Source organism: Shewanella sp. GXUN23E, assembly GCF_050865035.1.
Taxonomy (GTDB): domain Bacteria; phylum Pseudomonadota; class Gammaproteobacteria; order Enterobacterales; family Shewanellaceae; genus Shewanella.
The window spans coordinates 90,020-102,095 of sequence record NZ_JBOZWP010000017.1 but is presented as its reverse complement, the minus strand read 5'-3'; the positions used below and the strand labels follow the sequence as shown (position 1 = coordinate 102,095).

The following is a 12,076-nucleotide window of genomic DNA, read 5'->3' as shown; positions in this document are numbered from 1 at the left end:
CTGTCAATCTGCCACTTCATAGGTGTATTGTAGATACCACTAACACAGTCACCTTCAATACGAATTTCGGAGCAGTTTGTATTCCCATTCATTATTGCAACTATTTCCGATATGTAGCTTCTATAAATTTTGGCTAAAGTTGGACGCTTGTGCTTATTCGGTAATTCTGATGAGTCTCTAATATCAACGAAGAGAGCAGAACAATTTACATAATAACCATTCTTATATGTCAACCTATCTCTGGACGGTATCTCATTAACCTCTGGGAAGGATGTATCAGACGAATCCAAAATCTCATCTAATCGATCAAAGCTTTCCTCATGTTTATATTCTTTGTATTTGGTTTCCAACTACAGAACTCCTCTAGCTACTAACGTCCGCTTAAGGGGCCGACAACGTTACTATTAACTTTCCGCATAACACCGTAATCACGAAAACCAACGCATAGTAAAATGCCGTGCGCTGGCTGTAACTCTTTAAGCGTTTGTTAGCTCTTTACCTCAGTTACGCTATATACTAAATAACGCTTTACAGCACCTTTTGCGGTCATGACACGTTTAACCTCTAGCTGTATTTTGCCGCCATCACCATTTTGGGCATGATACATTGACCAAGGAAACCACTGTTTTTGAACGGACGTTACAGACTCCTGTAATTTGAAAGATACGGTTTTATCTAAACTGTCATCATAAAAGCGCCCAAATCCAGATAGAATATTAAATCTAGTTACATTTCCTGTAATGCCCGTGATCAAATTATTTTCAGTTGAAAGAGAAACACTTTTAAGAGTATTTTGATCTAGAGTTACAACATCACCAACTTTTGTACGCACAATGGAAATTGTCATATTTTTATTCTGTTTTATTGGGCGATGAGCTTGCTCTAAGGGAATTTCCAAAGCTTCTTCCATCTCGCCAATGAAAGGTTCAACACGATCACGAAGCTTTTTTACTTGTGGCGTAGAAGGCTCGTAAGTTTTTTCTAAAGTTTGTGACCAGGTCCATTTTATAAGGTCGTAAAAAACGTTAGCGACAACGCTTGCGCCAATAGATAAAGCAACTTTTTCTTCAATAGCCAAAGTCAGCAGTTCTTCAAAGCTACCCTTTCGTGAAGGATGGATATATAGCTTAGCCCCTTCAATTCGATTGCCTTTCTTCTTAATCTCACCATCGTTTAGCATTGCGTGCGTAGTAATGGAAAGTGCTTTTGCAAAACCTTGTAGCGATTTAGACGCATCATACATATCTAATCGTCCATCATCCGCATCACCTTTGCGGTACGATATCTTAAAGTTTATTTCTTTCATTATTTATTTACCAACTGATATCAATTTTTAAGACTTGAGCGTCAAAGAGTGAGGACACCCATAACTCTTTCACTAAATATCTTGGTTGAAGGCTTTATGTTTGTATCCTGCTCTAAGGGAAAATACCGGACACTCAATCCTTTTAAGTGGTGTAGATGATTGTTATGTCGATATATATCCCAAGAACATGAATGCGCGTAGCCGCTGGGTTGCTGAAAGGACGTTATGAGTTAACTTTCGCACGGTGCTGGCAGAGTACACCTAGTCTCCCTCGACGCGGCCGATGGGGATTGCTTCAAATGCCGTGGGCGAGGCATGGACGCCGAGCCAGCACCAGTCGAATCAGGGACGATCGTCTGGTGCGATAGGCAATTTGAAGCGAATCACCGAGGGGCTGTCCGCTTCGTCGGGAGTCGCAGGGGGATTGCAAAGGGGGTATGTCGAAACTATCCCCTTTGCCCGGGTGTGGGTTGGAGACCCACGACTTTGCATCGCCTGAATGGCGATTACCTTATCAACAAGCACTGCTGAGCTTGTGCCGCCAAGCTTCAACGACGCTACCGCCCGTGGCTTTCTGGCTACCAAACTGCCGGTACTGCTAATATTCATGTAAAACAGTGTGATAGTGATTCTGCTGTAAGCTGGGGTGGGGGATTATGACGCAGCGCAAAGAAGCTAAAAATGAGCAAAGGGTGAACTATGCTGGGGTGCCGCGTCCTTGCCTTGGCTTTTTCAACCTGATCTCAAACTGCTGTTTCAAGTCGTCCCTGACCATCCTGGTCTGCAAACTATCTTGCTGATAAGGAAGAGTATTTACTCAACGCTTTCGGGGCAAGGCGGTTTACAAATTGATACCTGCAAATCATCCCAAAGTCGCAGCTTTCTGTTTATTAAAGGGTCATGGAGAAGGCTTATGCGTCATTGTGGTTGCAATTCGTCCTTCCGAATCCTTAATTCAAAAAGTGTACAAAGATACACTATTTCTAGATATCCCTATTGATTGGCCATAAAAGTGTATTTATCTACACTTTTAGGTGTCTCTAGACTCCTGATTTAATAAAAGTGTAGATTGCTACACTTTTGAGCTTGTCAGCTGGCTTTTCTGGGTCTAGAGTGTAGCTATGTACACTTTTTGGCACGGCATGATGCAATCACCACTTGATCAGAAATCCTTGGGCTTGCTGGTAAAAGAACGTCGCAAGCGGGTTGGGCTGACGCAGGATACGGCGGCCATGTTATGTGGCGTGACCAAGAAAACCTTTATTAGGGTGGAGAAGGGGGAGGATGTGTATATCTCGACTCTATTCAAAATCCTGGATGGTCTGGGGGTGCGTTTGGCGGTGCAGCAAAAGGGTGACGTCAGCGCCAGCGCTCGCACAGGCACAGATGGGTGGTACTAGGCGATGGCGAAATCAATTGATGCGCAATCAACTGACGCACAATCAAAAGAGGCACAATCGGCAGCAACTGGCGGGACAGGCGCACGCTTGACGCTGGATATGCATCTGGGCGACAGGGTGATTGGTGAGCTGACATTTGAGCCTGACAGTGAGCGGTTCGCAGTGAGCTATCGCCCCGATTGGCAGGATCATGGCTTTCCTGTATCGCCCATGATCCCGCTAGATGGCTCAGGTAAGAGTAGCCAAATCGCCATGTTTCTGGTGAACCTGCTGCCGGAAAACCGGGGGTTGGATTATTTGATTGAGTCCCTTGGCGTGTCCCGTGGTAATACCTTTGCGCTGATAAAAGCGATTGGATTGGACACCGCTGGCGCAATTGCTTTTGTGCCTGCGGGTGAGGCGATTCCGCCTACTGAGTTTCGTCCCATCACGGATGCTGAGGTGATAAAGCGGCTTGAAGATCCGCAGCATTGGCCAATGGAAGTCTGGGATGGTAAGCCCAGATTGTCGGTGGCGGGTGTGCAGCCCAAGCTGAACCTTTTTTTCGATGGCAAGGTCTTTGGTTTTGGCGAAGGCGATTTGTGCTCGACCCATATCCTCAAGTTTGAAAAGCACAGGCACCTTATCATCAACGAGTTTCTGACCATGCGGCTGGCCAAAGCGATTGGCATGAAGGTGGCTGAGGTTGAGGTGGTGCAATTTGGCGAGCACAAGGCGCTGTGCGTTGAGCGCTTCGACCGTCGCTATGTCAGCACTCAAAACAGGGTGCTCAGGCGTCATATGGTTGATGCCTGTCAGGCGCTGGGTTTCAGTGTGAATAAAAAATATGAGCGTAATCTTGGCTCTGGTCGTGACGTTCGGGATATTCGTGAGGGGGTCAGCTTTCAGCGGTTGTTTGGCCTGGCTGATTCATGTGTCACGCCGATTGCTGCCAGAGTCGATATGCTCAGGTGGGCCTTGTTCAATTTGTTAACTGGCAATAGCGATGCCCACGGTAAAAATTACTCCTTCTTTATGACTCCGGATGGATTGGAACCCACGCCTTGGTATGATTTGGTGAATATTGCCCTGTATGAAGAGTTCGAGCAGGACATGGCGATGGCCATTGATGATGAGTTTAATCCCAACAAGGTTTTTGCCTATCAGCTTGCGGCATTTGCTGAAGAATTGAGCCTGCCAAGGGCGCTGCTCATTGAAAACTTAGCCAATATGGCCAATGGCATTCGCGCTCATCTGGATAGGGTGATTGATATGCTGGCACAGCCCAATGCAGATGAGCAGGCGTTTATTGCTGAGTATCGCCGCCAGGTGCTGGCCAGTTGCGATAAGTATCTCGCCATGCTGGCAGATATTCGCACCACGTCGGTGTGAGCACGCCATGGTTGATTATTCATGGATAGGGTGAACAAACTTGTAATTCCATTCTGAGCACTGCAACTTATTGCCAGCAATAGAATTAAATCAGGGACGTGATGGATGAAGTCGCATAACGGCGAAGTGCGCCGCAATATCGAGCGTATTCGTCAGGCGGTGGAGCAGGCAACAAGCCAGGATGACCTGGTGGCTGTGATTGAGGATGTGGCCAATCATCCTGGGCCATTGGATTATCAGGATACCTGGTATCGGGTGTTCTGTGGGCTTGCGCTGTCGCTGCTGCTGACCACGGCCGCGTGGCTGTTTTGGGGGCAAGGCAACAGCTCAATGGTGTTTCGGGCGCTGGAGTTTTACTTTGGCAGCAGCGCCTATTGGTATCCGGCCGCTATCCTGGTTACTTTGGGATATTGGCTGGATGACAGAGGATTTGGGCTACCGCTCCCGCAGGCCAAATGGGCCCGTATGCTGATATGGGCTGTGGCCGGATTGGTGTTGCCGATTAATCCCAACTGGCCGGAAGTGTACTGGCAAACCCTGTTTGGCTCCTTATCTCAATTGGTTGGCGCACATACGGCGGTGTTTGGCTTGATGATGTTCAACCTGCCTGTGTCGCTGCTGATGCTTTTCTGGCTCAGACGCCGCAGTCACTGGCGCGATCCTATCTCAGACCGTATCTACCTGCGCGATGCCATGTTCAACAATCAACTGCAACCTGTGATGACCTACGGCAAGGGCATGGCGGCCGATTTGGCCGCGCGCTTTTGTGAGTTCAACCGCGGCAATGACCTGCGCGAGATTAGCGCCCTGTATCAGGGTAAGTATCAGGGCAGTGTCCACAGCTTTGATTATCAGCTTTATACCTTTCATTATGTGGTGACACGTCAGGTCACTGAGCGGGACTCCAATGGCCGGACGAGGACCCGCACTGTCAGGCAGGATTATTACCGCTACGGCATTTTGCTGGATTTCCCCTATGCCAGAGGTGTGTGCCTGCGGGGAGATAACAGTATCAGCCCCAGAGGTGAGTCCTATACGGGGACGTCCAATGCCTTTAACCGCCTGTTCAAGGTGTATGCCCTCGATACCATGACGGCCGCGCGACTGCTGACGCCGGCGCTGGAAGAGAAGTTGGCCGGATTGGGGCAGTATTTTCTGGGGCCTGTGGTGGAGATAGCGCCCGATGGCAGCATGTGTATGGCGGTGGTCAATGAACTGCTTACGGTAAAGCGTAAGTTTGGTCTCAACAAACCTGAGATATTCGCCAAAGAAATCGCCCGGCATACTGAATTGAAAGAGCTGAGCGTACTGCTGGACACCGCCCATGAGATGATGCGGCTGTGTGATAATAATTTTACGTCCAATCCCTGATTGGGACTGCAACAGGAGACAAGCAGATGGAAATGGCTATTCTGGTGGGCATGGTGGTGTTGGTTATCATCAGTATTATCGTGCTCTACAACGGTATTATCGGTAAGCACAATGCGGTGGACAGAGCCTGGGCGACGGTACTGACTCAGGAGCGGCAGAAGAACAAAATCATCCCTATGGTAGAGCAGTTGGTGGAGCAGTATAAGCTGCACGAATCTGAAGTGCTGACCCGGGTGACTGAGCTGCGCAGCGCCATTGCCAAAATGACTGAAGGGGTGGATACCGCGAAACTGGCTGAAGCCGAGCGCCAGACCCGCAGCTTAATGCAGGGGCTGCAACTGACAGTGGAAGCTTATCCTGAACTCAAGGCCTCGGATACCTACCTTAAGGTGATGGCGGAGATCAGCGAGCAGCAGGAGCAGGTGGGCGCAGCTATCCGCATCTTCAACGCCAATGTGGAAGACTTCAATAACGCCATCGAAATGTTCCCCGGCTCACTGATCAATAATATGTTTGCTCATAAGCGCAAGATCCGCAGTTTCAGCGATAACGAGGCGCAATCGGGTTTTGACTATAAACCGAACCTGTAGCACAGGTTATCCCCGGGTCATACAGTCAACAGCCCACTCGAAGTGGGCTGTTTGTTTTGGCACCTATTGGCGTTTGGGGAAGTTGGGATAGGCATCCTGTCCCAGATTGATGCCATTGGGGGCATCGCCATAGTAACCATCGTGCTGGTGGTACTGCGCCTTGGTCTTTTGCACATCGCCGTTAAAGCGTGGGTCCTGTGGCCGCTTTTGTGAGTCGATATAGGCGGCGACATCCCAGGCCTGTTGGTTGGTCAGCTGGATGCTCTTACCCAGAGGCATGTTTTCGTAAATGAAGTAGGCGGCGGTGTTGACCCTGTGCATACCGGCCCCCCAATTGAAACTCTGCGGTCCCCATAGCGGCGGCAGGTTGTAGACGCCGCCCATCTGCTGGCCCTGGCCATCGGCGCCATGACAGGTCTGACAATGGGCCTGATACACCAGTTTACCGCGCGCCGGATCATAAGCCTGCTCAGGCTCAGCAATTTTCGGGAAGCCACGCCCTGGCAGTGCTGCACGTTGCTCTACGGTTAATGCTGCCTTGATGGCATCTGGCACAGGAAAGTCTTCACTTTTGCCACCTGCCAGCAACTGGGCATCGGTCAGTTCTGGCACCTCGCCCTGGACGCCATACTCATCCATCAAACCACTCATACCCAGCCAGTAGGCATAGGCCGACAGAGCCACCAGCTCAGGGCTGCCGCTGGCCGGAGCCTGGCCGTTCATCGAATAGTTAAAGCAGCCCTGCACCCGCTCTTCAAAGCTGTTGACCTTGTCGTTTTTCTTGCGATACGCCGGGTAGGCAAAATACGCTGCCCACATGGGGGCGGCATTGGCCTTGCGGCCTGAGTCCATGTGGCAGTTGATGCAGTTGAGCTCGTTACCGACGTATTTGTCCCGCAGTTGCTGGGTGTTGGCGAACAGGCGATAGCCCAGCAGCACTTTGTCGCCAAAGGCATTGTCGGGGATGGCGCTCATGGGTCTGGGCGTCAGGTATTGCTCGCCTGCCACTTTGGCAGTGGCGGGCAGCTGCGCCTGTCTGTCTGGCAAAGGCTGGTCATTTGCCGGTACCGGCGTTTGTGCCTGAGTCAGAGTGCTTCCGGCGGCCGCCAACAAGAGTATTAGATGATAATTCATGGCGACCTCCTTATTTTAAATTGGCGAAATAGTTGGCCATAAGCTCAACTTCTTCGGCTGTCAGTTTGTTGGCGACATTGCCCATCATGTTATCGACATCCCCTTTGCGGGTGCCTTTCTGCCAGGCGATGAGCTGATCTTTCAGATAATTGGCCTGCTGCCCGGCGAGTCTGGGGAAGTCACCACCTCCCACACCTGAAGGCCCGTGACAGGACACGCAGGCTGGCAGATTACGCGACCAGTCTCCCATATATGCCAGTTGCTGGGCGGGATCTTCAAAGCCCTGCTGCTCGCCCTGCAGTATTGGGGATAGTGGCGCGATGGGCTGCGCGGCGAAAAATCCGGTGACCGTTGAGATGGCGGCATCTCCCTGCAACATCATGGACATGGGAGCCATAATGGCGTTTTGTCGAGTGCCTGCCTGGAAGTCTTTGATTTGTTTTTCCATATAGCTGGCAGACAGGCCCGCCAACCGTGGGCCGGTGGGCACTATGCCCTGACCCTGTGCGCCGTGACAGCTGGTGCACACGGCTGCCTGAGGTGGCATGGCAGGAGGCTCTGCGGCGATTGCCGGAGCGAATGCGACTGCCAGAAGCAGCCCGGCAGTAACAGTGGTGGTTGAGGTCATATCAGCTTCCCTTTTGATTCAAGCCCTGTAGCTGGAGTGCCCGCCGGAGCGGTTGTTCTCATCCTATGCCAAACCGCCTGAATAATACCAATTTCATTTAATAGTTGATCTGTTTCAGCGGGAGTTCAATGCACTTGAGACAAGGTCATTAACCGCTCCTGCGTTAATGACATTCGCCACATCCATGTGGCTTGCGAGCTGACGAAGTCATAGTGGTGCTATGTCAAGACGGCTCAGCACTGTATCAAGCGCATTGAAACCCGCACGCTCTGAATTGATCAAACTATTAATGAAGTTGGTATAACCAACGGCACGCAAAGTTTGTCCGGCTTGCGCTCGTTTTTTGTATAGAACAAAAGTATATCCATTACGTCTGAATAACCGGGAAGTATGTCCTGACAGGAGTGACAGCGGTTGATGAGGAAAAGGCGCGGAACTCAGGCTCAGTACTGGCTGCGAGGCCATAATGGGGCGAGTCAGACGATTTTTAATACTAAAGATATATTCAGTCTTTCCTTGTTTCGACGAAATAATATTCAATACTTATCTATTAAACGACGGCCGGGTAACGGAATTATTCAGGAGAACCTATGTTGTTCTGGCGGCAACTTAAGCAGGAAAACGAGGCGCTCAAGCGGCAATTGGCGGAACTTTCCGAGCACCATGCGCGGGAGCTGGCGGATCTCAAACAACAACTGGCGCAGCAGCGGGCGGCGGGGGAAGCCTGTGTGCAGCAGCTCGACAGTTTTGTACAGGTGATTTCCTGTCAGAATCAGGGCGGCGAAATGCTGCACGCGGTGCGCGACGCGATGGCGAACAACGCCGAAGATGCACTGCGGGAGAAGGAAGCTCTGGCAGAAGTGGATGAACTGTTTAATCAAACCCGCAGGGCGGTAGAAGGGCTTGGTGCCCGGGCTGAGGCCATCAATGAGGAGGCTGGTCGCAGTCGGCTGGCAGTCGAGCAATTGGACAATACCACCTCTGCCATCAGCCAGTTTGTGTCAGCCATTCAGGCGATTTCCGAGCAGACCAACTTGCTGGCGCTCAACGCAGCGATTGAAGCAGCCCGTGCCGGTGAGGCGGGCCGGGGCTTTGCGGTGGTAGCCGATGAAGTGCGTCAGCTTGCCGGTAAGGCGCATACTGCCAGTAACCAGATTGAAATGCTGGTACGGCAAATTGTGGCGCAGGCCGGAGATATCAAAGGCATCATTGATGCCAATCAAAACACCGCCATGGACGTGGCGACCTCATCAACACAGATCTCTGCCGTGGTCAGCAATGTGTTGAGTCGAAGTCAGCAAATGCAACAGGTGATTGAACATGGTGCGCTGGCGGCGTTTCTCAATACGACCAAGCTGGATCATGCCGTGTGGAAGTCTGGTATCTACCGTATGCTGGAGAAACCTGAAACCATTCAAAGCGTGACTGATCATACTCAATGTCGTCTGGGCAAATGGTATCGCCAGGGACAGGGCGCCGAGCTGTATGCCGGTCGCAGTGGTTATCGTGAGCTGGACGCGCCCCACCGGCGGGTGCATGAGCAGGGGCAGGCGGCACTTGAAGCCTGCAAGTGTGGTGATCTCAATGGGATGGCCAGGCACCTGGATGAAATGGAACGTGCCAGTATGGACGTCGTACATTGTCTCGATAAGTTGATGCACTGATCCTTCCTGCCTTGCCTGTACCGGGGAAAACCGCAATGTGTGGCCCCGGTTTCCTGTCAGTTGTTTTGCTTGCTGTTGTAGCTGTTGTATCAGCCAAACCGGCATAACGTTCCTATCCCATGGTCAGATTCGGAAATCCGGCTTGCCGCTTTTACGGATCATCCTGCCTGAATATTCCTGCTGAGAACTGTATTAAATGTATTTGCCGATGGCGCTTGTCGCAGATTCGGCTGATAGCGATTCAGGAAGGCGCCGCGTGGGGATGGTTGTGAGTATCGCTCTCGGGTTGGCAGCTGACAGCGCGTCAGTTTTGTCCGGTGACTATGTCAAATACACTCCCGGTGTAATACCAATTTCATTTAATAGTTGCTCTGTTTCAGGGGACGTTCAATGCGCTTGAAGCAAGGTCATTAACCGCTGTTTCAGCCACAAGGCGAGTGTGGAAGGCGGGTCGTCAACAAAGGCTGGTGCGCTTCCCGGATGTCGATGACGGACCGGGAAAGCGCGGATGTGATGGGCTGCTTTGCGCTGTGTATATTACTCAGCGCAGCGGTAAACCCCGTGAGATACGTGCCAGCATGCAGCGCAGGTATTCTGCTTTGCTGTTACGGCCGGTTCCCGGGTTCCCCTCGGCCATTTCGGTCAGCAGCTGAGGCATGACGTGGCTTGGCAGCGCTTTGGAAAAGTACCAGCCCTGTATCAGGTCGATCCCCATTTCTCCAAGCCAATCCAGGTCATCCTGGGTTTCCACCCCTTCAACCAGCAGCGGCAAATTCATTGAGTCTGCGGTGCCTTTGATCAGTCGCAGCAGTACCGCAATGTGATTGTTAAGGGATACGCCGTGAACAAATTGCCTGTCGACCTTCAGCAGATTGCAGTCAATGTTGACTATGGTGGCGATATTGGACATGCCGGTACCAAAGTCATCGATGGCGATATTGAAGCCTGCGGATCTCAGGGTGGAGATGTGGGCCGACAGCAATTTGTCATCCAGCGGCAGGCCATCTTCGGTGATCTCCAGCTCAACCGATTTTTCGTCCAGACCGTTAGTTTTCAATATCTGTTTGAGTTCATCCACCAACTGCGCAGTTTGCACTGTAGTGCGGGAGAGGTTGGTGGAAATTTTGGGAACCTTGAGCCCCTGTTTTTGCCAGTGGGCGATGTCTTCGCAGACCTTCTGAAATACCAGAATATCCAGTACCGGCGTCATGCCCATATCTTCAACTACCTTGAGCACCTGCCACACTGGTGTATTTTGAAAGCGGGTGTTGTGCCAGCGCAGCAAGGCTTCAAAGCCGGTGATATTGCCATTGCTCATATCGACCTGAGGCTGGTAGCAGGGAGTCAGGTAGTTATCGATTTCATCCCGGTGCAAACAGGCGCGGATATCCATGGCCAGTTGCTGATTGGCATCGAATCCTTCGAGAAAGTTGATGTTGGCCAGTCCGTTGCGTTTTTTCTCCACCGAGGCGAGTTCTGCCATATCGGTCAGGGCTGCCGCGCTGGCCTCTGAGGTATAGGCGGTTGCCACCCCCATATTGACTGTTACCGACAGGGTGACACCGGAAAGAGTGACCGGCGCCGACAGCATAGACAGCAGATTGGCGACATCTGCGCGGGTATCCTCCCCGAAGCAGGCAAAGGAGAAGTTGCCGTTGCCAAAGTGTGACAGCAGCTGCTGGGATTTGCCCCACTCGGTAAAACGTTTGGAGATGATGTTGACCAGCTCATCGCGAAAAGAGGACCCGTAAATATTGGTGATATGCCGCAGTCGCTGAATATGGATGGCACCGACGGACACTTTGCCGGATTTGTGATTCATCAGCCCCTGCAAGCGGCGGATAAAGCTCAGTTTATTGGGGAGCTGGGTCACGTCACAGATATAGCGGCTGCCAAGTGACTGGCCTACGTAGGCGCTCAGGCATTTGAGAATGGTGACCATATCCTCGGTGAGCTCAATGGGTTTGGTATCCATAATCCACAGGGTGCCAATGGCAAATCCCTGATTGCCATAAAATGGCGCGGCCGCATAGAAGCGAATATTGGGGGCATTTTTCACCAGTGGGTTGTGCTGGAAACAGGGGTCTTCCAGGGTGTTGGTAACCGCAAACAGCTCTTCATTGCAGTCAATGGCTTTGGCACAGAAGGCGCCTTCACGGGGCAGGCAGGACGCCTCAATACCATAGTGCGCTTTAATCCAGATGTGCTGACTGTCCACCAGACTGACGCCGGAAAACGGTACTTTGCACAGGTTGGCCAGCAACGCTGCCAGCGATGTCAGATTGGTATCATTGTCTTCGAGCACGGCCAGATAGTGTTCGACCTCCCTGACCCGGCGCTGTTCGGATTGTGTCCTGTCCAACTGCACTTCTGCTGACTCTGTCATTGCATCACCCTGTCGGTTTAAGTTTGGGAGCAACTGCTTATCACTATTTTGAGTATAGAAGCTGATGCCAAACTGCCGGGAAAAAGTGATTGATGCCTGAATTAAGGGGGAACAGCCGCAGCTTTACTCTGTCTGTGCTGCCCATTGCAGTGACCTGTGCGATGCATTGGCGCAGACTGATAATGATGCTAGCTTGGACCATCGCCCTGGCACTGCTGACACTCAG

At 51.5% G+C, this 12,076-nt stretch carries 9 protein-coding genes and 1 pseudogene; 5 read left to right on the top strand and 5 right to left on the bottom strand.

From position 1 onward, the window contains the following. Both ACRRUX_RS14770 and ACRRUX_RS14765 read right to left on the bottom strand, forming a co-directional pair. Window positions 1–350, bottom strand: a pseudogene (locus tag ACRRUX_RS14770) (adenylate/guanylate cyclase domain-containing protein); the annotation flags it as partial. A gap of 137 nt (window positions 351–487) precedes the next feature. After that, window positions 488–1,306 carry a hypothetical protein gene (locus tag ACRRUX_RS14765; RefSeq protein ID WP_432531673.1) on the bottom strand — a complete coding sequence of 273 codons (819 nt, stop codon included), beginning with the start codon at window positions 1,304–1,306 and terminating at the stop codon, window positions 488–490. A gap of 1,145 nt (window positions 1,307–2,451) precedes the next feature. On the opposite strand from ACRRUX_RS14765, the gene ACRRUX_RS14760 reads away from it, so the two are divergent. The 4 genes from ACRRUX_RS14760 to ACRRUX_RS14745 all read left to right on the top strand — a co-directional run bounded on the left by ACRRUX_RS14760 (window position 2,452) and on the right by ACRRUX_RS14745 (window position 6,038). Beyond that, the gene (locus ACRRUX_RS14760) at window positions 2,452–2,706 is read left to right on the top strand and encodes a helix-turn-helix domain-containing protein (protein WP_432531681.1); all 255 of its coding nucleotides are present in this window, start codon (window positions 2,452–2,454) and stop codon (window positions 2,704–2,706) included. Window positions 2,707–2,805: 99 nt separating this feature from the next. After that, window positions 2,806–4,077, top strand: a complete 1,272-nt coding sequence (locus ACRRUX_RS14755; protein ID WP_432531679.1) for a HipA domain-containing protein — start codon at window positions 2,806–2,808, stop codon at window positions 4,075–4,077. A gap of 105 nt (window positions 4,078–4,182) precedes the next feature. Next, window positions 4,183–5,448, top strand: a complete 1,266-nt coding sequence (locus tag ACRRUX_RS14750; RefSeq protein ID WP_432531671.1) for a DUF3137 domain-containing protein — start codon at window positions 4,183–4,185, stop codon at window positions 5,446–5,448. 26 nt (window positions 5,449–5,474) lie between these two features. Next, entirely contained in the window at window positions 5,475–6,038 is a 564-nt protein-coding gene (locus ACRRUX_RS14745) for a LemA family protein (protein WP_432531669.1), read from the top strand. A 63-nt stretch (window positions 6,039–6,101) separates the two neighbouring features. Here ACRRUX_RS14745 and ACRRUX_RS14740 read toward each other — a convergent pair whose 3' ends face one another. Together ACRRUX_RS14740 and ACRRUX_RS14735 are read right to left on the bottom strand one after the other, a co-directional pair. Then, entirely contained in the window at window positions 6,102–7,172 is a 1,071-nt protein-coding gene (locus ACRRUX_RS14740) for a c-type cytochrome (protein ID WP_432531667.1), read from the bottom strand. 10 nt (window positions 7,173–7,182) lie between these two features. Beyond that, a complete protein-coding gene (locus tag ACRRUX_RS14735) occupies window positions 7,183–7,800 on the bottom strand; it encodes a c-type cytochrome (RefSeq protein ID WP_432531665.1) in 618 nt (205 codons plus the stop codon). Between the two features lie 590 nt (window positions 7,801–8,390). On the opposite strand from ACRRUX_RS14735, the gene ACRRUX_RS14730 reads away from it, so the two are divergent. Further along, complete coding sequence (locus ACRRUX_RS14730) at window positions 8,391–9,464, top strand: methyl-accepting chemotaxis protein (RefSeq protein WP_432531663.1); 1,074 nt, start codon at window positions 8,391–8,393, stop codon at window positions 9,462–9,464. Between the two features lie 541 nt (window positions 9,465–10,005). On the opposite strand, the gene ACRRUX_RS14725 is transcribed toward ACRRUX_RS14730, so the two are convergent. Beyond that, window positions 10,006–11,850 carry an EAL domain-containing protein gene (locus ACRRUX_RS14725; RefSeq protein ID WP_432531661.1) on the bottom strand — a complete coding sequence of 615 codons (1,845 nt, stop codon included), beginning with the start codon at window positions 11,848–11,850 and terminating at the stop codon, window positions 10,006–10,008. Window positions 11,851–12,076 lie beyond the last annotated feature (226 nt).

What these genes read in the sequence shown, in the direction of transcription:
- ACRRUX_RS14735 (WP_432531665.1), bottom strand. Translation starts at nt 7,800, where the DNA reads ATGACCTCAACCACCACTGTTACTGCCGGGCTGCTTCTGGCAGTCGCA.
- ACRRUX_RS14725 (WP_432531661.1), bottom strand. Translation starts at nt 11,850, where the DNA reads ATGACAGAGTCAGCAGAAGTGCAGTTGGACAGGACACAATCCGAACAG.
- ACRRUX_RS14745 (WP_432531669.1), top strand. Translation starts at nt 5,475, where the DNA reads ATGGAAATGGCTATTCTGGTGGGCATGGTGGTGTTGGTTATCATCAGT.
- ACRRUX_RS14755 (WP_432531679.1), top strand. Translation starts at nt 2,806, where the DNA reads ATGCATCTGGGCGACAGGGTGATTGGTGAGCTGACATTTGAGCCTGAC.
- ACRRUX_RS14750 (WP_432531671.1), top strand. Translation starts at nt 4,183, where the DNA reads ATGAAGTCGCATAACGGCGAAGTGCGCCGCAATATCGAGCGTATTCGT.
- ACRRUX_RS14765 (WP_432531673.1), bottom strand. Translation starts at nt 1,306, where the DNA reads ATGAAAGAAATAAACTTTAAGATATCGTACCGCAAAGGTGATGCGGAT.
- ACRRUX_RS14730 (WP_432531663.1), top strand. Translation starts at nt 8,391, where the DNA reads ATGTTGTTCTGGCGGCAACTTAAGCAGGAAAACGAGGCGCTCAAGCGG.
- ACRRUX_RS14740 (WP_432531667.1), bottom strand. Translation starts at nt 7,172, where the DNA reads ATGAATTATCATCTAATACTCTTGTTGGCGGCCGCCGGAAGCACTCTG.
- ACRRUX_RS14760 (WP_432531681.1), top strand. Translation starts at nt 2,452, where the DNA reads ATGCAATCACCACTTGATCAGAAATCCTTGGGCTTGCTGGTAAAAGAA.